Raw genomic sequence first — 21,601 nt, forward strand, 5'->3', positions numbered from 1 at the left:
CTTTATTTAAAATTTTTCTTTCAGGGCGTGTGAAAGCCTTAGTGCTTTCTGGCTGCCAGTATCTTTGCTGCTGCAAACAGGATGATGCTGACGAAGATGATGGTTGCACCTGATGGCACATTGAGTAGATAACTGGCATAGAGGCCTACGATGCAGTCGATGCAGCCTATCACGATGCTGGCTCCTATCATGCGCTTGTAGCTGTAGGTGAAGAGGTTGGCAGTCATCTGTGGTATGGTGAGCAGACTGATGGCAAGTACGATGCCCACCATCTTGATGGTTGCCACGATGGTCATGGCGATGAGCGTCATCATCATATATTCTATCGCTGCAACCGGCAGATGTTGCGATTTGGCAAAGGTGCTGTCGAATGCGATGGTCTGGATAGGACGCAGCAGAAAGGTGAACAGTATTGCTACAAACAGGGTAAGACCTGCCAGAAGCCAGAGGTCTGTGCTGTCGATGGCAAGTATACTTCCGAAGAGGAAAGAGGGCAGGTCGGGCATGAATCCCGGAGTAAGGAAGCAGCAGATGATGCCCACGCTCATGCCAAGGGTCCAGAACATGGCGATGGCAGAGTCTTTGCGCACATCTTTCTTCCGTGATACCCATTGCACGCCGAAGGCACTCAAGATGGCGAATACCATGGCAGAGAGTATGGGGTTGATGCCTGCAAATACGCCGATACCGATGCCGCCAAAAGAGGCATGCGTAATGCCACCGCTGATGAAAACCAGCCGGCGGGTGACGATGTAGGTGCCTACAAAGCCGCACAGAATGCTTGCCAGTAGGGCGCCAATCAGTGCGTTCTGAAAAAATGTATATTGCAGTATATCCATGTCTTTACTTTGAACTTAAAACTTTGAACTTTGCGCATTGCATGTTTAACTTAAAAAACTGATGACTTCGTCCTTTATCTGGTTAGGCAGGTTGATGCCTCTCAGTATCAGACTTCGGTTCCATCCCGCCACCTCTTCCGGTTGCATCGTATAGAGCACTTCCGAGAATTCCTCTACCTCATCATCGGTATAGTCGTCGGCAGCTCTTCCTGCAAACCGGTCGAGTTCCTCGTCATCGTAGTATTCTATTTCCTTGGTGGCGGCTTCCATCATGCATTCCTGTTCGCATTTGGAGTTCTCTCCGTTGCAGGTATTGCACGATACTCCTTCCTGCAGCGGTTCTTCATCCTCTCCCTTGCGATGAGAAATGATGCCGAAAATGGCGCTTATCAAGCCTAGGACCACCAGGGCCAAAACTAAATATAGCATAAACTGTTAACTATCAACTATTAACTTTCAACTATCTCAAACCCAACTTTCTTCAGGTCTTCCCAATAATGAGGATAGGATTTGCTCACTACCTCAGGATTGTTGATTTCAATCTGAGGGAACTTGAAGGCAAGAGGGGCGAAGGCAAGTGCCATGCGATGATCCTCGTAGGTGTCGATAGGCTCGAAACTAGGCTCGCAGGTCTCGCCATCCCAAATCAGCGTGTTATCGTTCTCGTCATAAATCACGTAACCCACCTTCTTCAGCTCCTTCTTCAAAGCCTCGATGCGGTCGGTCTCCTTGATCTTGAGACTGGCAAGGCCGGTGAACTTAAACTTTACGCCCAGGGCACAGCAGGCTACAACGATGGTCTGTGCTAGGTCTGGAGAACCGCTGAAATCGTAGTCGAAACGAGGCAAGAGACAGCGCTGGACTTTCAACTTGACAGGAGAAAGAACATCACGGTTCTCAAATTCCGATTTCACGCCCAGCAGACTGAAGATGTATTTCACGACAGAATCGCCCTGTTTGGAACTGTCGAACAGACCTTCGAGTCTTACCTCAGAATCAGGGTTTCCGTTCAGTGCCATCATTTCATACCAGTAAGAAGAAGCGCTCCAGTCATTCTCGATGGTGTAGTCGGCTACGCAGCTGTAAGGTTGTGGCTTTACGGTGATGGTATCCACATCGGTCCATTCTGCGCTGGCTCCAAAGTTCTGCATCGTCCACAGTGTGAGGTCGATGTAAGGACGTGATGCTATCTCGCCCGTCAGTTTCAGTTCCAGACCGTTTTTCAGGATAGGACCAATCATCAGCAGTGCCGAGATATACTGCGAACTGATGTTTCCCACCACTTCGAGATGTCCGCCTTCCAATGGCTTACCAACGATGTGGAGTGGAGGATAGCCCTCTTTCTTTTCATACTGTATATCAGCTCCGAGGTAGCGCAGAGCATCTACCAGGATAGCAATAGGGCGGTTCTGCATGCGCTCTGTACCTGTAATGGTATGCTCGCCCGGTGTAGCAGAAAGATAGGCGGTCATAAAGCGCATGGCAGTACCGGCAGCCTTGATGTTGATGACATCAGGCATATCGCGCAGTGCCGCAATGATGACTTCTGTATCATCGCAATCGCTCAGGTTGCGGGGCTGCAACTTGCATCCCGCCATGGCATTGATTACCAATGCACGGTTGCTGATACTCTTGGAAGCTGGCAAGTTGATACTTGCATTGAGTTGGCGTGGAGCCTTGATTGTATATTTCATTTTCTTCTTGTTTCTGTTTTTTTTCTTTTAATACTCTTTTTTCTGATTTTGCTATTTCTCAGCCTTCAGTATCCGGATGTCCTTGATGCTGACAGCCTTTTCCTTGGCATATCGGATTGGGAGGTCATCTTCTGTTTCCGGCATCTCATCCCATGCACGGGTTCTCGGACGAACCTTCTTCGGACCCGGTATCAGGGGCGAGTAATACAGAACCTGACGGATGCGGTTTGCCTGTTCTGGGGTGAATCGCATGCTGTAACAGATGCTGTAGTCCATCAGATTGTCTGACTGCCATTCCTCATTCTTGCTGTTGGTGCGTTTGGCAAGCTCTCGCATGCTGAGCGTGGTATCCTTCTTGATGGCTTGTGCTTTACTGACATATTCTGTCAGCCATTTGCCGTATGCTATTCGGTTGTAGCTCGGTGTATCATCGCAATGGTCTGAGTCGTCATCATCATCGGCAGCCTCTGAACTTTCTTTTGTAGTCTTTTCCGAGAAGCAGTGGAAGAGACCCAGATAATGACCCAGTTCGTGGGCCAGCGTAGCATTCGGGTCGGCTGTATTGTAGGTATATCCTTTATGATTCTTATCTGTAGTATACCGGGTCCCTTCATACTCCCTTCCCACATAGATTGAGTTAAGCGAAACGCAATAAGGTTTCCCTAGCTTACTCAGCGGATAATTCTTGCCATCGCCCAAACCATCTATCTGCGGATAGCCGCCTACCTGATAAGGCAGATGACTGATGCCCAGCGTGGTGCTGTTTTCATCGGTCTTCTTGAAGGCATATACCATCACATTGATGTAGTTGTTCTGGTCCCAGCAGTACTTAGCATTCTTTTTGTCCTTCATGAAGCTCTCGCAGTCGAACTCCGATTCTGGAACCTTGATATATTCCACACCTGGTGTACTGAGTCTCTTGCCGCTCTCATTCTTCTCAGCCAGTTCGAACTGGATATGCAGGTTCTCGCTCGGGATGGTATCCATCTGATAGTTGTATATATCGCCCTGGTAAAGTTCGTTCACATTGGAGAGAATCTCCTTGAGGCGGGTATATTCGATGTATTGCGTGGTGTTACTGTAGAAGACATGGAAGATGACAGGCAGATGATAGACATAATCATCGCCTGTAATGATATCTGTGTCACGGTCTTGTCCGTGGGATATGATAGGGTCGCCGATAGAGCCTTCGGTATCCTTGCATGATGCAAAGCTGAGGACGGTGAGGGCGATCATGAAATAAAGAATTTTTCTCATGCGCGTACCTTATATTATATATTTTCGTGCAAAAATACAAAAATAAAAGAAGATAGGCGAGAAATATCCTGAAAAAGTTTCTCAAAATGCCAAAAAACTTGTGCTTTCATCTTCTTGATGTATGTCAATTCAGTAACATTTTGTAAACTTGATACCATGAAAACAGCGTTTTGTAAGGTATGTCTTCGTGCAATATGCTAAATTTTAGGCTATGAAATTGCAAATTGTAAGCTTGTGCGCGTTCAAAATCAAAAAGTATTACTTGCTCAAAAAATAAGATAAAATAGCGTTAAGGAATTATGAATTTTTCGGAAATCGTTGTATCTTTGCACCAGAAAAAGAAACAAAGACAATTACAATAACATCCTAAAAATAAACGATATGAAACGAATGATATTATTCTCATTGATGGCTTTGATGACCATAGCAGCTTTCGGTCGTAAGCACGTAGAGAATGCAACAGTTGTAGCTGACACTATTTTCTATGCAGAAAATATGAGCAATGTAACCAGTGCAGATCAGGCTAGTTATTACAGACTGCTGATGACTACTGGTTCAGGCCTTAACAAGAAGGACGTTTTTCAGGACTTCTATATGAACGGTAATCTCCGTGCTGAAGGTGGTTATAGCTTTATCGACCTCGGCAACGATCGCAATACTATCTTTAATGGTGAGGTTACTACCTATTATAAGAATGGTAAGGAGAAGTGGCATGGCAACTATGTCAATGGTAAGCGCGAAGGCTACTTCACACTCCAGCTCCGTGAAGGCGGTGTAGCTGTCGTTCAGTTCAAGAATGGCAAGTCTGTTCACGATTACTTCATGGTAACTTACAAGGACGGTTCTTCTGAGAAGAGAAATCTCTCTGAGTTGAAGCAGTTCATGTAATCAGAAATAAGCAACTATAGTTTTGTTACTTCATTGAATTAGAAGAAAATCTCTCTTATATAAATTAAAATTTTATGTTGATATGACCAATATGGGGATGGCTTCCGTGAGGAAGGTGCATCCCCTTTTTTTATGACCTATATTTACCAACAACAAGAAGAGGGTGAATCATAAACTTATGATTCACCCTCTTCTGATTATTCTTATTAATGTTGGATTAGAATGCTAAATCTACTTCTACCGGACAATGGTCGCTGCCCATGATTTCAGTATGGATTTTAGCTTCTGTAATCTGTTCCTTGATACGGTCGGATACTAGGAAGTAGTCTATACGCCAACCGGCATTCTTTTCGCGCGCCTTGAACCGGTATGACCACCACGAATAGGTTACCTCATCAGGGTGGAGATAACGGAAACTGTCGGTAAAGCCATCATTCAGAAGAACGGTCATCTTTTCGCGCTCCTCATCGGTGAAACCGGCATTTCGACGGTTGGTCTTCGGATTCTTGATATCTATCTCTTCGTGTGCTACATTCAGATCGCCGCAGATGACGACTGGTTTCTTGGCGTCAAGAGATTTCAGAAACTTGCGGAAATCGTCTTCCCAAGTCATGCGATAATCCAGACGCTTGAGCTCTGTCTGCGAATTTGGGGTGTAGCAGGTAACGAGATAGAACTGGTCATATTCCAGCGTGATGATTCTGCCTTCATGATCATGTTCCTCTACGCCCATGCCATAACTTACGTTTAATGGCTTGTGCTTGGTATAAATGGCTGTACCAGAGTATCCTTTTTTCTCAGCGTAGTTCCAATAACTCTCGTAGCCCTCAAACTGAAGGTCGAGCTGTCCCTCCTGCATCTTTGTTTCCTGCAGGCAGAAGAAGTCGGCATCGAGTTCCTTAAACTGGTTCTCGAAGTCCTTGCCTACGCAAGCGCGCAGGCCATTTACATTCCAGGATATAAACTTCATTTTTTGTAATAATGTTGAATGTTGAATGGGGGAGGAGTGTTGAATGGGGAGTAGTGTTGAATGTTGAATGTTGAATGTTGAATGATGAATGATGAGTTGATATGGCGTATGCCTAATTCAACATTCAACATTCAACATTCAACATTCAACATTAAAAAATTAGATTCTCTTCGTTTCTCCTCTCAGCAGACTCATAAACTCCTGGCGGGTGTTCAGTGAATTGAAGACTCCGCTGTAGTCGCTGGTGGTGGTTATGGAATTCTGTTTCTCTACACCTCGCATCTGCATGCACATGTGCTTGGCTTCTATCACTACCATCACGCCCTGCGGATTCAATGTTTCCTGAATGCAGTCTTTAATCTGCTGGGTAAGACGCTCCTGTACCTGGAGACGATGGCTGTAGATATCTACCACACGGGCTATCTTGCTCAGACCGGTAATCTTGCCGTTCGGGATATAGGCAACATGCACCTTGCCATAGAAAGGAAGCATGTGGTGCTCGCACATCGAGAAGAAATCAATATCTTTCACGATGACCATCTGGTTGTATTTCTCTTCGAAGAGGGCATCGGTCAATACCTTGTGTGCATCCTGTGTATAGCCACGAGTCAGTATCTGCATAGCCTTGGCTACTCGCATCGGTGTTTTTACAAGTCCTTCACGTTCAGGGTCTTCTCCCAAGAGCTTTAATACTTCTGTATAGTGTTCTGCGAGTTCGTCCAATCCCTCGCGAAATTCTGTTTCTGGATTCATCTTATTTAATTTATAATTCTTAATTAATAGTTAATAATTTACAATTAATAGTTTATAGTTAGGCCTACGGCATCAATGCTGTAAACTGTTAACTATCAACTATAAACTATTAACTAGTACTGTACCGTAATCTGTCCCTTTACAAGGCATGCCTGTCTGTATCCCAGGGAACGAACCTTGGCAAGCATCTTCTGGGCTTCAGCTAAACTGCGGAAGTTGCCCATTCGGCAAATCCATCTTGGAGAGTAGAAATGAACATAAACCGGCTGCTCAGGAAAATGAACTTTCAGCTGATTGCCAGTCTGTTCTGCTTTCAGGCGGTCGTTACGCGAATTGCCGCCAGCGAAAGCCTGTACTCTATATCCTGTAACCTTATAGCTCTTGCGCATCACTTTCTTGCGCATATCCACTACAGGTGTCTCTGTTTCTTCTTTTTTGTTCTCTGCCTTTTGGGCATTGTTCACGTGGGCATTCTCTCGGTTTGCCTCATGATGCTGTGGCTCAGTCTTCTTCAGGGAATCAGGCCCCTGTTTGTGCTGAGCTTCAGGCTCTTTTTCTTTTTTCTGTGGGGTAGTCTTAGTCTTGTCGTCTTGTGGAATCACTTGTTTGCCGTTTACCAGTTCATCAATCGCTTTACTTTGGTTCACGGTTACAACACCCTTTCCCGGTTCCTTCTTTTTGAGATGGTCCAGGTAGTTCTGCGCATTAGCTGTGAATGTTGAGCAGAGGATCATAATCAATAATGTGACGAATTGTTTCATGACTATTCCTTTTATGTTTGTCGTCTTGTTTTAAAACAGCACCTTATTCTTGGATCTCTATATATAATAAGGTGTAATGAAGAATGAAGGGATGCGCTTCACGAAGAAGGCATCCCTTCGGGAAATGTAATATCCTTATGAGATTACTTCTTCCAAGCGTCGATGATACCCTTGAAGTCAGCAGCCTTCAAAGAAGCACCACCGATCAAACCACCGTCGATATTTGGCTTAGCGAAGAGCTCAGGAGCGTTGCTAGCCTTGCAGCTACCACCGTAGAGGATTGATGTATCCTCAGCAGCCTCGTTGCCATACTTCTCTGCTACGATAGAGCGGATGTATGCCAACATCTCTTCAGCCTGGTCAGAAGTAGCAGTCTTACCTGTACCGATAGCCCAGATTGGCTCGTAAGCGAGGATGATGTTCTTCCAAGCGTCAGCGCTCAAGTGGAATACTGAACCTTCCAACTCAGCCTTTACTACCTCGTTCTGCTTCTCAGCCTCACGCTCCTCGAGAGTCTCACCGCAGCAGAAGATAACCTTCAAACCGTTAGCCAAAGCCAACTCTACCTTCTCCTTCAAGATCTCAGCTGTCTCGCCATAGTACTGACGACGCTCTGAGTGACCGAGGATAACATACTGAGCACCTGTGCTCTTTACCATCTCAGCTGAAACCTCACCAGTGAAAGCACCCTTAGCCTTGTCAGCGCAGTTCTCAGCACCGAGACCTACTACCTTTGAATCCAAAACCTGAGCTACAGAAGCCAAGTGGATGAATGGAGTACAGATGATTACGTCGCAGTTTGGTTTGTCTGCTACCAATGCCTCGTTGATCTCCTTAGCGAGAGCAACACCGTCCTGCAGGTTCATGTTCATTTTCCAGTTACCTGCTACAATTTTCTTTCTCATTTTTCTTTTCTTTTTAAAAGTTGATAATATTCTGTTCGAATTCTCTTTCTTTCTGATCCAGGCGCCCCAAGCCCAGAGCCGGTCGGCAATGGTGAGGAGTACCAGTGGAATGATGAACCAGGAGATGATGCCGGCTATCTTCTTGGCGGCACTTGCTTCCGGCATCTTGCCTATCTCGGTCTTCTCCAGTGGCTTGTCACCAATCTCTGCCATGTCAGGCAAATCGTTGTGGCTCCATTTCTGGATGATGGTTCCGTTCTTCAGTAGAAGAAGACCTGGGTTGCTGCGGATTACCGTCTTCAGCGTAGTCTCGTCTGTGACATAGAAGGGATATTCCGCTCCTGTTATGTCCTGCCAGTGCTTGATGGCTTTCTCCGTACTTGCTGTGAGGCAGAGAAAACGGTAGCCATGGTCGTTGGCATATTCGTAAATCTCATCGATATTGCCGAAGTTGCTGTCATCGGCAAATTCCAGATGTGGCGAAACTAGGAGGAAGGTGTAGCCTTTATCGTGAATCACTTCCTGGGTAATGTCTTCTCCCGTCTTGGCATCAGCTATGCTGAAGTCGTGGATGGGAGGTACGTAACCTTCTTCGGTCTGAACCGTCTTGCTGTCGATGAAGGTCCAGGTGGAATCGGGATAGTTGTCTATCGTAAACTCCTTCCGCTCTCCGTTCTTCTCCAGGATGAAGGTGGTATCAAACTTGGGTTGCTTGGCTCCCTTCGGAATCTCCATGCCCTTGGCAATGTTGACACCTATATGATAAGGACGGAAGTCGAATTGCGGAAGATACCACAGACTCCAGATACTCATCACGATGGAGAAGAGGAAGGTGTAGTTGATCACCACCCACTGGGTCTGTTTCGAGATGAGTCTCTGCATCTCCAGCGGCTTTCTCCAAAGCAGGACGGCGAATATCAGGAGGATGATGTTCTTGATGAATGTCTCCATATTGGTGAGCACTACGGCATCACCGAAGCATCCGCAATCCTTTACTGGGTCTGCGATAACGATCCACAGGGTAATCAGCGTCATCACGCTCATCACGGCAAGGGTGATCTTGCTCATCAGTCTCCGTCGGATGGCGAAGAGGAGGAAGATACCGATGGCAAACTCTGCAGTGGCTAGTAATACCGACATCACCAGGGTGCTCCATGAAGGGAACATCCAGTCGATGTGCAGCGCCTCCAGATAGTCGGTTATCTTGTATTGCGTGCCTAATGGGTCAATTCCCTTCACAAATCCTGAGAAAATGAAGGTTATAGCCATCAGCAGTCGCCCGATATTGACCGCTATCTTTGTTAATATGTGAGTTGCCTTATTCTTCATCATTTTATATTTTTACTTCTCGCTCATTTTGATGGCACCGAAGACGGCATAGTTGATGATGTCCATATAGTTGGCATCAATACCTTCAGAAACGAGGGTAGCGCCTGCGATGTCTTCAATTTCCTTTACGCGCTGAATCTTGGTCAGAATGAAGTCTGTATAACTGCTGACTCTCATCGAGCGCCATGCCTCATCATAGTCATGGTTCTTCCTGAGCATCAGTTCCAGTGCCTCCTTTGCATGGAGGTCGTATAGTTTCATAGCCTCTTCGGGTGTCATATCCACCTCATCCACGAAAGGCTTTTCTAGCTGGATGAGTCCTATGATACCATAATTGATAAGGGCAATGAACTCCGGACGGATACCTTCGCCAACCAAAGATTCTTTCTTGATTTCGAGCGAGCGGATGCGCTTCGCCTTGATATAGAGCTGGTCTGTCAGAGAAGAAGGGCGCAAGATTCTCCAAGAGGCTCCATAATCATGAAGCTTCTTCTCAAATAATGTCCTGCATTCACTCATGACATCCTTAAACTGCTGTTCTGTTTTCAATAAATCTGCCATAATAATTTCGAAATTCGGTGCAAATTTACGCATTTATTATGAAATAGCCAAATAATTATTTTGTTTTTCGCTTATATTGCTGTAACTTTTGATAAGTTACGCTGCATCTCAACAATAAAAACAAAAAAAACCTTTTTTTATTTTGTATTGTCTTCGATTTGCAGTAACTTTGCACCCCGAAAGTAAAAAGAGTATGAGAAATTTGACCAATGCCGAACTGGCACAGATACTGGATAAGGATATATTTCATAAGATTTCAGAGGCAGCAGATGGGCTGTCTGTGGAGTGTTATGTAGTAGGTGGATATGTGCGTGACCTCTTCCTGGAGCGACCTTCCAATGATATTGATGTCGTTGTGGTTGGTAGCGGTATAGAGGTAGCTTCTGCCTTGAAGAAGATGCTCGGAAGAAAGGCGCATCTCTCTGTGTTCCGTAATTTCGGAACAGCACAAGTGAAGTATCAGGATACAGAAGTGGAGTTTGTCGGCGCCCGTAAGGAGAGCTATCAGCGCGATTCCAGAAAGCCTATTGTGGAAGATGGAACGCTGGAGGATGACCAGAACCGCCGCGACTTCACCATCAATGCGATGGCTATCTGCCTGAACAAAGACCGTTTTGGAGAACTCGTAGATCCTTTTGATGGTGTCTACGATATGGAAGATGGCATTATTGCCACTCCGCTCGACCCGGATATCACTTTTTCTGATGACCCGCTGCGTATGATGCGTTGCGTGCGTTTCGCTACCCAACTCAATTTCCAGATAGAGGAGGAAACCTATGATGCGCTCTCCCGCAATGCCGAGCGCCTGAAGATTATCAGTGCTGAGCGAATCTGCGACGAGATGAACAAGATTATGCTCTCCAAGCACCCAAGCAGCGGTTTCTATTACCTGAAAGATTCAGGTCTGCTCGATCTCATTCTGCCAGAACTGGTTGCGATGGACAAGGTGGAAACCCGTAACGGCAGGGCACATAAGAATAATTACGACCATACGATGGAGGTGCTCGAGAATGTGTGCAAGCACTCTGATAACCTCTGGCTCCGCTGGGCTGCTCTCTTCCACGACATCGGTAAACCGAAGAGCAAGCGCTGGGACAACAATATCGGCTGGACATTCCACAGTCATAATATAATAGGTGCAAAGATGATTCCGGGTATCTTCCGCCGTATGAAACTTCCGATGGATGCGAAGATGAAGTATGTGCAGAAGCTGGTAGAACTCCACATGCGTCCGATTGTGATTGCTGATGAGGAGGTTACCGACAGTGCCGTTCGCCGCCTGCTGAATGATGCCGGCGATGACATCAACGACCTGATGACGCTCTGCGAGGCTGATATTACCAGCAAGAACCAGGTGCGCAAGCAGCGTTTTCTGGATAATTTCAAGATGGTGCGCGAGAAACTGGTTGATCTGCAGGAGCGTGATTATAAGCGACTTCTCCAGCCATGCATCGATGGTAATGAGATTATGGAGATGTTCCATCTTACCCCTTGCCGCGAGGTAGGCACCCTGAAGCAGTATCTCAAGGATGCTGTATTGGATAATAAGGTGGCTAATGAGCGTGAACCGTTGATGGAACTTCTGATGAAGAAGGCTCAGGAGATGGGATTGGTAAATGCAGAAAACTCAAAATAGAGAATAATTTTTGTTAAATAACGGCTCCTAGCGAGCCGTTATTCATTTATTATTAGTACTTTTGCAGCGCTTTTAAAACTTAAAGGCGCATAAAAGTTTTCGTTAGAGGACGGAAAGAACTTTTGAATAAGAGAAGATAAAAGATTAAATAATAAATTATAATATAAAAAATAGGTATGAAAATTAAAAGCGTTTTGTTTGTTGCAGCAGTTTGTGTTCTTGCTGCGTTGACATCATGTGGTGGAAGTAAGAAGGGCGGTCTGCCTGACTTCAGCGATGATGAGTTCGCTGTGGCTACTATCGGTACTTCCAGCGCCGCATTGCAGACTACCTATCCTGCTACCATCAAGGGTATCCAGGATGTAGAGGTACGTCCTAAGGTTTCTGGTTTTATCACTAAGGTTTTTGTACACGAGGGACAGACTGTATCAGCAGGTCAGGCTTTGTTCTCTATTGATAGCGAGACCTATCAGGCTGCTGTCCGTTCTGCAGCTGCCGCTGTAAATACAGCTAAGGCACAGGCTAATACAGCCAAGTTGACCTATCAGAACAATAAAAAATTGTATGATAGCAAGATTATCGGTGAATTTGAACTCTCTACAGCAGCTAACAGCTATGCAACAGCTAAGGCTCAGGTAGCTCAGGCAGAGGCAGCATTGGCTTCAGCCCGCGAGCAGTTGGCTTGGTGTACCGTTACCAGTCCTTCTGCTGGTGTAGTAGGTAGTCTTCCTTTCAAGGTGGGTGCTTTGGTAAGTGCTTCTGGTCAGGCTCTTACTACCGTTTCCAATATCAGCACTATGGAGGTATTCTTCTCACTCTCTGAGTCTCAGATCTTGAGTATGTCTAAGACCAATGGTAGCATTCAGGCAGCCATCGCAGCGTTCCCAGCTGTCAAGTTGCAGTTGGCAGACGGTTCTATCTATAATCACCCAGGTAAGGTAGTCAAGATGAGTGGTGTCATCGATGCTACTTCCGGTTCTATCTCTCTCATCGCTCACTTCGCTAACCCAGAGAAGTTGCTGAAGAGTGGTGGTGCAGGTTCTATCGTTGTTCCTAACGATCATAACAGCGCTATCGTTATCCCTCAGGAGGCTTGCTCGCAGGTTCAGGATAAGATCTTCGTTTACATCGTAACCAAGGATAACAAGGTGAAGTATTCTGAGATCAAGGTCAATCCACAGGATGATGGCAAGAACTATATCGTAACTGCAGGTCTTCATGTAGGCGATCGTATTGTTTTGAAGGGTATTACCAAGTTGACCGATGGCCAGCAGATCAAGCCTATCACTCTGGAGCGTTACAATCAGAAGATTGCTGAGGCTGCCAAGTTGGCTGAGTCTCAGGATAACGCTCATGCCTTCGCTACTGCTATGGGCGGAAAGAAGTAATATATAATAAGGTATAAAGAAAAATAGTAAATTATGTCATTTACAAACTTTATAAAGCGCCCGGTACTTTCGACGGTGGTTTCCATCTTCTTCGTCTTGCTGGGTATTATCGGCTTGGTATCGCTGCCTATCGAGCAGTATCCGAATATCGCGCCGCCTACCATCACGGTAACTGCTACCTATACGGGTGCAGATGCCCAGACGGTGTTGAACTCTGTCGTTGCTCCGCTGGAGGAGAGTATCAACGGTGTGGAGAACATGACTTATATGACCTCTTCTGCGTCTAACTCTGGTTTTGCTCAGATCACCGTTTATTTCAAGCAGGGTTCTGACCCTGATATGGCTGCGGTCAACGTACAGAACCGTGTGTCTCAGGCGCAGTCTCTGTTGCCTGCCGAGGTTACCAAGGTGGGTGTCACTGTAACCAAGCGTCAGAGTTCTAACGTTATCATGTTCGCTCTGACTACAGACGATGGCCGTTACGACGACCAGTTTGTTACCAACTACGCCCTGATCAACGTCATTCCTCAGTTGAAACGTATCAGTGGTGTGGGTGATGTGCAGAGCCCTTCTACCCGTAACTACTCTATGCGTATCTGGTTGAAGCCAGAGAAGATGAAGGAGTTCGGACTGGTTCCTTCTGATGTTTCTCAGGCTTTGGCAGAGCAGAATATCGAGGCTGCCCCTGGTAGCTTTGGTGAAAGCTCTGATATGCAGTATGAATATACCTTGCGCTACAAGGGTCGTTTGAAGACTCCAATGGAGTATGAGAACATCCTTATCAAGAGTAATACTTCCGGTCAGACGCTCCGTTTGGGCGAAATAGCCAAGGTTGAGTTGGGTGGTTTGCAGTATAACGTAAACCTGCTCAATGATGGTCAGCCTGCCGTGCTGGGTATGGTTCAGCAGATTGCCGGTTCCAACGCTACCCAGATTGCCAGCGACGTAAAGAAATCGCTTGATGAACTGGAGAAGAGTTATCCTCCTGGGTTGAAGAATGTCATCCTGATGGATGTTACTGAGTTCTTGTTCGCATCTATCGAGGAGGTTATCTTCACCTTGATCATCACTCTGGTACTGGTGTTCATCGTAGTGTATATCTTCTTGCAGGACTTCCGTTCTACGCTGATTCCTATGATTGCCGTGCCTGTGGCTCTGGTCGGTACGTTCCTCTTCCTTTGGATCTTCGGATTCTCCATCAACCTGCTTACGCTGTCAGCCCTGCTGCTGGCTATTGCGATTGTGGTCGATGATGCCATTGTGGTGGTCGAGGCGGTTCACGCCAAGCTCGACCAGGGTTACAAGAGTGCCCTTACTGCAGCTATCGATGCGATGAACGAAATTTCCAGCGCCATCATCTCTATTACATTGGTGATGTCTGCCGTGTTCGTTCCTGTATCGTTCATCGGTGGTACTTCCGGTTACTTCTACCGTGAGTTCGGTGTAACCATGGCTGTATCTATCGTTATTTCGGCTATCAATGCGTTGACGCTGTCTCCTGCACTCTGTGCCGTGTTGCTGAAGCCACACGAGGAGGGTCACGAGAAGAAGATGTCTTTCATCGACCGATTCCACGCTGGATTCAACTATCAGTTTGATAAGATTACCAATAAATATAAAGGTGGTGTCAAGTGGGTTATCAATCATGGCATCATCGCTGGTAGCCTCGTGGCTGTCAGCATCGTAGGTCTGGTTGCCCTGATGGGTACTACCAAGACGGGTCTGGTGCCTGATGAGGATACCGGTACTATCTTCGCTTGTATCTCTACAGCTCCTGGTACTTCTCAGGAACGTACAGCAGAGGTCGTTAAGCAGGTAGATAAGATGCTGGCTAGCAACCCAGCCATCGCAACCCGTAACGCCATCATGGGTTATAGCTTTATCGGTGGTGCCGGTTCTAACCAGGGTACCATCATCGTGAAGCTGAAGCCATTCGAGGAGCGTCCGGGTGGATTCTTCCACCGTATCAAGGAGGCTTGTACCGGTGGCGGTATCGAGGCGCTGTTTGTCAACCCTATGGAGTATACCTCTGTATTGGGTATGATCTACAAGCAGACTGCTACGATCAAGGATGCACAGGTGCTTGCCTTTGCTCCACCTATGATTTCCGGTTTCTCTATGCAGAATGGTATTACCATGACTATGCAGGATAAGACCGGTGGTGACTTGAATAAGTTCTTTGATAATGTGAAGAAGTTCCTGGCTGAGTTGAACAAGCGTCCTGAGATTCAGACCGCTCAGACTCAGTACAACCCTAACTATCCTCAGTATATGGTAGATGTAGATGTTGCCAAGACCAAGCAGGCTGGTATCTCTCCATCAACAGTATTGTCTGTCATGCAGGGTTATCTTGGTGGTCTCTACGCATCTAACTTCAATGCCTACGGTAAGCTCTACCGTGTCATGATTCAGGCTGGACCTGAGAGTCGTATGCGTCCAGACGATCTGAGCAAAATTTATGTACGTTGTGCTGATGGCACCATGTCTCCTGTAAGCGAGTTCGTGAACTTGAAGAAGATTTATGGTCCATCTAACATCACACGTTTCAACCTGTTTACCTCTATGGATGTATCTGTAACTCCTAACACCGGTTACTCTACCGGTGACGGTATGAAGGCGATTGCTGAGGTTGCCAAGGAGACATTGCCAGAGGGTTATGGTTATGAGTACTCTGGTTTGACCCGTTCTGAGGCTGAATCAAGCAACTCTACAGGTTTGATCTTCGCACTCTGTATTGTATTCGTTTACCTCATCTTGAGTGCCCAGTACGAGAGTTACATCTTGCCATTGTCTGTAGTGTTGTCTATCCCATTCGGTTTGGCAGGTGCGTTCATCTTCACCAACCTCTTCGGTCACTCTAACGATATCTACATGCAGATTTCGTTTATTATGTTGATTGGTCTGTTGGCTAAGAACGCCATCCTTATCGTACAGTTTGCCCTCGAGCGTCGTCGTACGGGTATGGCTATCAAGTACTCAGCTATCCTGGGTGCCGGTGCCCGTCTCCGTCCTATCCTGATGACCTCTCTGGCGATGGTTATCGGTCTGTTGCCTCTGATGTTCGCATCAGGTGTAGGTAAGAATGGTAACCAGACCTTGGGTGCTGCCGCCGTAGGTGGTATGTTGATCGGTACTATCTGTCAGATCTTCGTGGTTCCTGCTCTCTTTGCAGTCTTCCAGTGGTTGCAGGAGAAGTTGACCCCAATGAAGTTCGAGGACGAGATGAACGAGGAGGTAGCTGCCGAATTGGAGCAGTATGCCAACGCCGCTCACGAAATGAAGGGTATCGAGAAGAAGTAATAACGCAATGTAACTTCAAAGGAAACAATGAAAAAGAATTTAAATATCATCATATTGGGTCTCGCAGCGCTCTCCCTGAGCAGCTGCAAGACACTCTACGGAAAGTATGAGCGTCCGGATGTGAAGACCAGCGGTATCGTTCGCGATGTAGCTTCTGATACAGATACATTGGCTGTAAAGGATACTACTACCTTCGCCAATATCCCTTGGCGCAGTGTCTTTACCGATCCTCAGCTCCAGTCAATCATTGAGAAGGGATTGAACAACAATGTCAACCTCCTCAATGCGGCTTTGAACGTGAAGATAGCAGAAGAGCAGCTGAAGTGTGCCAAGTTGGCATTCGTGCCTTCTCTGGCTTTCACTCCTCAGGGAACCATCGCTTCCTGGGATGGTCAGGCTGCCACCAAGACTTACACGATGCCTGTTACAGCCAGCTGGATGGTAGACCTCTTCGGCAACCTGCTCTCTCAGAAGCGCAGTGCCCAGATGGCGCTGCTCCAGTTGCAGGATTATCAGGTATCTGTCAAGACCAACCTCATCGCCAACATCGCCAACATGTATTATACTCTGTTGATGCTCGACAAGCAGGTGGAGTTGGTTAACAATATGGAAGGATTGACCAAGGATACTTGGGAGACTATGCAGAAGATGCACGATCTCAGATTGGGTTACCGTACACCAGCCATCCAGTCAGCTGAGTCTAACTACTATTCTGTGTTGACCCAGAAGACCGATCTGTTGCGCCAGATTCGTGAGACAGAGAACTCTCTGAGTCTGCTCATCGGCGACCAGGCACATAGCATCGCCCGTGGCAAGTTGGATAACCAGAGTCTTCCTTCTAATTTCTCAACCGGTGTAGGCATCCAGTTGCTCAACAACCGTGCTGATGTCCACGCAGCCGAGATGAATCTTGCCCAGTGCTTCTATGGTGTAGAGACCGCCCGCAGCAAGTTCTATCCATCTATCACTATTTCCGGTACAGGTGCCTTCACCAATTCAGGTGGTATGGGCATCGTGAACCCAGGTAAGTGGTTGCTCTCAGCTGTAGGTTCTCTTACCCAGCCAATTTTCCAGAACGGCCGTATCATTGCCGGTTTAAAGGTGGCTAAGATGCAGTATGAGCAGGCTTACAACACCTGGCAGAATACCGTGCTGAAGGCTGGTAGCGAGGTGAGCAATGCGCTTGTTCTCTACAACTACTCTGATGAGAAGAGCAAGATAGAGCAGAAGCGAATAGAAGTACTCGAGAAGAATGTAGAATCTACCAAGGAATTGATGGGTATTGCAGGCAGCTCTTACCTTGAAATCATCCAGGCACAGTCTTCACTCCTCAACGTACAGCTTTCTAAGGTAGCTGATGACTTCTACAAGATGCAGGCAGTAGTAAATCTCTACTATGCATTGGGTGGAGGAGCTAAGTAGTTTATAGTTAATAATTAATAGTTTATAGTTATGGCTAGTATAATAAGTCCAAAGGCAGAGGTTTCTCCAAAGGCTAAGATTGGAGACAACTGCAAGATATATCCATTCGCCTATATTGAGGACGATGTGGTCATCGGCGACAACTGTACCATCTATCCATTCGTGAGCATCATGAACGGTACTCGCATGGGTAATAATAATAAGGTGTTCCAGGCAGCCGTTATCGCTGCGCTCCCACAGGACTTCCACTTTACAGGTGAGGAGAGTGAGGTAGTCATCGGCGATAACAATACCATCCGTGAGAACGTGGTTATCAACCGTGGTACCCATAAGGGCGGCAAGACCGTTCTGGGCAACAACAACTTCCTGATGGAAGGTGCCCATGTCTCTCACGATACCGTAATCGGCAACGGTTGCGTATTCGGTTATGGTACCAAGATTGCGGGCGACTGTGTGATTGGTAACGGTGTCATCTACTCAACATCTGTAGTAGAGAACGCCAAGACTAGAGTAGGCGACTTGGCGATGATTCAGGCAGGTACTGCCTTCTCTAAGGATATTCCTCCTTATATCATTGCCGGTGGAAAGCCTGTAAAGTATGCAGGTCCTAACACCATCATCATGGAAGCAGCTGAGCTTACCGAGAAGGTTCGCAAGCATATTGCTAATGCCTACCGACTGGTATTCCATGGTCAGACATCCATCTTCGATGCCATTAACCAGATCAAGGATCAGGTGCCAGATGGACCGGAGATTCAGAACATCATCCAGTTCCTGGAGAGTTCAGAGAAGGGTGTCATCACTAAGATGTAAAGATTGTGTAGATGTTGGGATTTTTTCATCCCTAATATTGTATTTGTAAATTAGTAAATTCAAGTCATACCTATTTGAATTTTACTTATTATGTGAAGGGCTGGCCGTGAGGTTGGCCCTTTTCCTTTTTCAATTGAACTTAACTTTTGCCTGTGGTTCGATTAATTAATTGAATAAATGTAAATAAATGCAATTTTATTTTGTTATCTCTTCGTTTATGCGTATCTTTGCAGACAATTTGGGTCATTGTGCCCTTTTTGTTTTAAGTTAGTAAAGATTTTTAAAAATGAGAAAGAAACAATATAAGCCTAGCAATCATCGTGGATTGCAGGTCATTACTTTGTGTATCAGTACCGCTATGGTGCTCATTTTGTTGGGATTAGTTATCTTCTCTGTCCTCATGGGACGCAATCTCTCTTCCTATGTGAAGGAGAATCTCGTGGTACAGGTGATGCTCGAACAGGATATGACTAACCCGGAGGGATTGCAGATGTGTAAACGCCTGAATGCAAGACCTTATGTCAATACGCTGACTTATATCACCAAGGAAGAGGCACTGAAAGAAGCTACCCGCGATTTGGGTACCAACCCGAGCGAGTTTGCTGGTGTCAACCCTTTCCAGCCTTCCATAGAGATTACGACGAAGGCAGATTACGCGAACAATGATTCTTTGAAGTGGATTGCCAAGGAACTGAAGGCATTCCCACGTGTTACCGAGGTTACTTATCAGCACGACCTGATAGAACAGGTGAACAATTCGTTGGCAAAGATCAGTATCGGATTGCTGATTGTAGCAGCCCTGCTCACCTTCATCTCGTTCTCGCTGATTAACAATACGGTGCGTCTGGGCATCTATGCCCGCCGTTTCTCCATCCATACGATGAAGCTGGTAGGTGCATCCTGGGGCTTTATCCGCCGCCCGTTCCTCCGCAAGGCTATGCTTGTGGGCGTTGTTTCTGCATTGCTGGCAGATGGTTTCCTGGGCGGTTGTCTCTATGCATGGTCGCTCCACGAACCTGAGTTGATGAACGTTTTGGGCTGGCAGGAACTTGCCATCACCGGCGGCTCCGTCTTCCTCTTCGGTATCATCATTACCGCCTTCTGCGCCTGCATCTCAGTCAATAAGTTCCTGAAGATGAAGGCGGGAGACCTTTATAAGATTTAGTTAATAGTTAAAAGTTAATAGTTTATAGCAATCTTGCTATCAACATTCAACACTCAACATTCAACATTAAAAAAAATGGATAAGAAGAATTTAGCATTCGACAAGATGAACTTTATCTTGTTAGGCATCGGAATGGCGATTATCATCATCGGCTTTCTGCTGATGAGTGGCGCCGGTTCTAACGAGCATACCTTCGATACTGATATTTTCAGTACCCGTCGCATCGTTGTAGCACCAACCGTAACATTGATAGGTTTCCTTTCAATCATCTATGCGGTGATACATAAGCCGAAAGACAATGAATAATTTATAATTAATATACATATTATTATTAGATGGATTTTATTCAGACTATCATTATCTCTATCGTAGAGGGACTGACCGAGTTCTTGCCTGTATCCAGTACGGGCCACATGATTATAGCAGAAAATTTGCTGGGTGTAGATATCCAGGATAAGTTTGTCAACGCCTTTACTGTCATCATCCAGTTTGGCGCCATCCTTTCTGTCATCTGTCTGTATTGGAAGAGATTCTTCTATCCAGAGGCAGTGAAGACCGGTGAGAAGACCTATTTGAAGGCGATGTTCGATTTCTATGCCCGTCTGGTTGTAGGTACCTTGCCTGCCGTGGTATTGGGTCTTGCCTTCAATGATTTCATCGAGTCAAACCTTGGCAATGTACAGCTGGTGGGCTGGATGCTTGTCATTGGCGGTATTTTCATGCTCTTCTGCGATAAGATATTCAATAAAGGCAGCGAACAGACCAAGCTTACTTACAAGCGTGCCCTGATTATCGGTTTCATCCAGTGTATAGCGATGATTCCTGGTGTATCGCGCTCCATGTCAACCATCGTGGGTGGTATGTCCCAGCGTCTTACCCGCAAGGCAGCAGCCGAGTTCTCATTCTTCCTGGCTGTGCCAACCATGTTTGGCGCCACCTGTCTCGAGGTTTATAAGCTCATCAGCCATGGCGGCGGCTCATTGCTCACCCAGGGCAACAACCTGTTCACATTGATATTAGGCTCAGTGGTAGCATTCATTGTTGCCATTCTCGCCATCAAGTTTTTCATCAATTATGTCACCAAGTACGGTTTTGCAGCTTTCGGCTGGTACCGTATCGTAGTAGGACTTATCATTATCATCTGCGGCCTTTGCGGTGTAGATATGCAGATGGTTGACTAAACATAAACTATGGATTTCAGAAAAGGAGAAATTATTGCCATCGACAAGCCTTATCGCATGTCGAGTTTCGGAGCCCTGGCACATGTTCGCTATCTGCTCAGCAAGAAGCTCGGTTTTAAGGTGAAGATAGGACATGCCGGTACGCTCGATCCCCTTGCCACTGGCGTGCTGGTGCTCTGCACCGGTAAATGTACCAAGCAGATAGAACAGCTGCAGACCCATACCAAGGAGTATACAGCTACCCTGCAGCTCGGTGCTACTACCGCCAGCTACGATAAGGAACACAGCGTGAATCACACCTATCCTACGGAGCATATCACCCGCCAGCTGGTGGAGGAAACGCTCAAGCAGTTTGTGGGCGAGATTCAGCAGGTTCCGCCTACCTACAGCGCCGTAAAGGTGAATGGCGACCGCTCTTATGCCTTGCGCCGGGCAGGCGAAGAGGTTCAGCTCAAGCCGAAGACCGTGCGTGTAGACGAGATAGAACTCACCGATTATAACGATGAGGAGAAGACCGCCAGCATCCGCGTGGTTTGTGGCAAAGGCACTTACATCCGCTCCCTCGCCCGTGATATCGGCAGAGCTCTCGATAGTGGTGCCTACCTTACCGCCCTCCGCCGTACCAAGGCAGGAAGTTTCGCAGTAGAAAACTGCATCAGTTTTGAACATTTCCAGGAATGGCTTGATGAGCAGCCTCTCGAAGACAGCCTTCAGCCATCCAAGTAATAAAAAATATAAC

General features: G+C 46.5%; 19 protein-coding genes. 10 read left to right on the forward strand and 9 right to left on the reverse strand.

All coding sequences use genetic code 11. The features are described from left to right. Nucleotides 1-38: 38 nt before the first annotated feature. Genes KUA46_RS16045 through KUA46_RS16060 form a run of 4 tightly spaced genes read right to left on the reverse strand, consistent with a single transcriptional unit; the run spans nucleotide 39 to nucleotide 3,790 of the window. Nucleotides 39-839, reverse strand: coding sequence for a metal ABC transporter permease (locus KUA46_RS16045; RefSeq protein ID WP_153138719.1), 801 nt, complete (start codon nucleotides 837-839; stop codon nucleotides 39-41). A gap of 45 nt (nucleotides 840-884) precedes the next feature. Next, nucleotides 885-1,268, reverse strand: a complete 384-nt coding sequence (locus tag KUA46_RS16050; protein WP_153093218.1) for a hypothetical protein — start codon at nucleotides 1,266-1,268, stop codon at nucleotides 885-887. 20 nt (nucleotides 1,269-1,288) lie between these two features. Further along, complete coding sequence (locus KUA46_RS16055) at nucleotides 1,289-2,533, reverse strand: 3-phosphoshikimate 1-carboxyvinyltransferase (protein WP_006849052.1); 1,245 nt, start codon at nucleotides 2,531-2,533, stop codon at nucleotides 1,289-1,291. Between the two features lie 51 nt (nucleotides 2,534-2,584). Then, a complete protein-coding gene (locus KUA46_RS16060; protein ID WP_218486698.1) occupies nucleotides 2,585-3,790 on the reverse strand; it encodes a zinc-dependent metalloproteinase lipoprotein in 1,206 nt (401 codons plus the stop codon). A gap of 381 nt (nucleotides 3,791-4,171) precedes the next feature. On the opposite strand from KUA46_RS16060, the gene KUA46_RS16065 reads away from it, so the two are divergent. Then, a complete protein-coding gene (locus KUA46_RS16065; protein WP_022122080.1) occupies nucleotides 4,172-4,678 on the forward strand; it encodes a toxin-antitoxin system YwqK family antitoxin in 507 nt (168 codons plus the stop codon). A gap of 217 nt (nucleotides 4,679-4,895) precedes the next feature. On the opposite strand, the gene KUA46_RS16070 is transcribed toward KUA46_RS16065, so the two are convergent. From KUA46_RS16070 to KUA46_RS16090, 5 genes are all read right to left on the reverse strand, one after another. After that, a complete protein-coding gene (locus tag KUA46_RS16070; RefSeq protein ID WP_218486697.1) occupies nucleotides 4,896-5,648 on the reverse strand; it encodes an exodeoxyribonuclease III in 753 nt (250 codons plus the stop codon). A 159-nt stretch (nucleotides 5,649-5,807) separates the two neighbouring features. After that, nucleotides 5,808-6,401, reverse strand: a complete 594-nt coding sequence (folE, locus tag KUA46_RS16075; RefSeq protein ID WP_117727317.1) for a GTP cyclohydrolase I FolE — start codon at nucleotides 6,399-6,401, stop codon at nucleotides 5,808-5,810. A gap of 113 nt (nucleotides 6,402-6,514) precedes the next feature. Beyond that, the gene (locus KUA46_RS16080; RefSeq protein ID WP_153082998.1) at nucleotides 6,515-7,162 is read right to left on the reverse strand and encodes an SPOR domain-containing protein; all 648 of its coding nucleotides are present in this window, start codon (nucleotides 7,160-7,162) and stop codon (nucleotides 6,515-6,517) included. A gap of 143 nt (nucleotides 7,163-7,305) precedes the next feature. Further along, on the reverse strand, nucleotides 7,306-9,399 hold the full coding sequence (locus tag KUA46_RS16085) for a BT_3928 family protein (RefSeq protein ID WP_217745877.1): 2,094 nt from the start codon (nucleotides 9,397-9,399) through the stop codon (nucleotides 7,306-7,308). Nucleotides 9,400-9,408: 9 nt separating this feature from the next. Continuing rightward, nucleotides 9,409-9,957 carry a DUF1599 domain-containing protein gene (locus KUA46_RS16090; protein WP_228112588.1) on the reverse strand — a complete coding sequence of 183 codons (549 nt, stop codon included), beginning with the start codon at nucleotides 9,955-9,957 and terminating at the stop codon, nucleotides 9,409-9,411. A 193-nt stretch (nucleotides 9,958-10,150) separates the two neighbouring features. Here KUA46_RS16090 and KUA46_RS16095 point away from each other — a divergent pair, with 193 nt between their 5' ends. The 9 genes from KUA46_RS16095 to truB all read left to right on the forward strand — a co-directional run bounded on the left by KUA46_RS16095 (nucleotide 10,151) and on the right by truB (nucleotide 21,588). After that, the gene (locus KUA46_RS16095; protein ID WP_217745876.1) at nucleotides 10,151-11,593 is read left to right on the forward strand and encodes a CCA tRNA nucleotidyltransferase; all 1,443 of its coding nucleotides are present in this window, start codon (nucleotides 10,151-10,153) and stop codon (nucleotides 11,591-11,593) included. A gap of 176 nt (nucleotides 11,594-11,769) precedes the next feature. Continuing rightward, a complete protein-coding gene (locus KUA46_RS16100; protein ID WP_118190945.1) occupies nucleotides 11,770-12,981 on the forward strand; it encodes an efflux RND transporter periplasmic adaptor subunit in 1,212 nt (403 codons plus the stop codon). Nucleotides 12,982-13,014: 33 nt separating this feature from the next. Continuing rightward, on the forward strand, nucleotides 13,015-16,281 hold the full coding sequence (locus tag KUA46_RS16105) for an efflux RND transporter permease subunit (RefSeq protein ID WP_218486696.1): 3,267 nt from the start codon (nucleotides 13,015-13,017) through the stop codon (nucleotides 16,279-16,281). A 27-nt stretch (nucleotides 16,282-16,308) separates the two neighbouring features. Further along, nucleotides 16,309-17,703: an efflux transporter outer membrane subunit gene (locus KUA46_RS16110; protein ID WP_022122072.1), complete on the forward strand. Its 1,395-nt coding sequence runs from the start codon at nucleotides 16,309-16,311 to the stop codon at nucleotides 17,701-17,703. Nucleotides 17,704-17,733: 30 nt separating this feature from the next. Further along, nucleotides 17,734-18,516, forward strand: coding sequence for an acyl-ACP--UDP-N-acetylglucosamine O-acyltransferase (lpxA, locus tag KUA46_RS16115; RefSeq protein ID WP_218486695.1), 783 nt, complete (start codon nucleotides 17,734-17,736; stop codon nucleotides 18,514-18,516). A 286-nt stretch (nucleotides 18,517-18,802) separates the two neighbouring features. After that, a complete protein-coding gene (locus tag KUA46_RS16120) occupies nucleotides 18,803-19,681 on the forward strand; it encodes a cell division protein FtsX (RefSeq protein WP_022122070.1) in 879 nt (292 codons plus the stop codon). Nucleotides 19,682-19,756: 75 nt separating this feature from the next. Next, the gene (locus KUA46_RS16125; protein ID WP_006849068.1) at nucleotides 19,757-19,987 is read left to right on the forward strand and encodes a DUF3098 domain-containing protein; all 231 of its coding nucleotides are present in this window, start codon (nucleotides 19,757-19,759) and stop codon (nucleotides 19,985-19,987) included. A 29-nt stretch (nucleotides 19,988-20,016) separates the two neighbouring features. Beyond that, nucleotides 20,017-20,862 (forward strand): undecaprenyl-diphosphate phosphatase, encoded by an 846-nt coding sequence (locus tag KUA46_RS16130; protein WP_022122069.1) that lies wholly within the window; start codon nucleotides 20,017-20,019, stop codon nucleotides 20,860-20,862. Nucleotides 20,863-20,871: 9 nt separating this feature from the next. After that, entirely contained in the window at nucleotides 20,872-21,588 is a 717-nt protein-coding gene (truB, locus tag KUA46_RS16135; protein ID WP_022122068.1) for a tRNA pseudouridine(55) synthase TruB, read from the forward strand. Nucleotides 21,589-21,601: the final 13 nt, after the last annotated feature.

The organism is Segatella copri (assembly GCF_019249765.2).
GTDB lineage: Bacteria > Bacteroidota > Bacteroidia > Bacteroidales > Bacteroidaceae > Prevotella > Prevotella copri_K.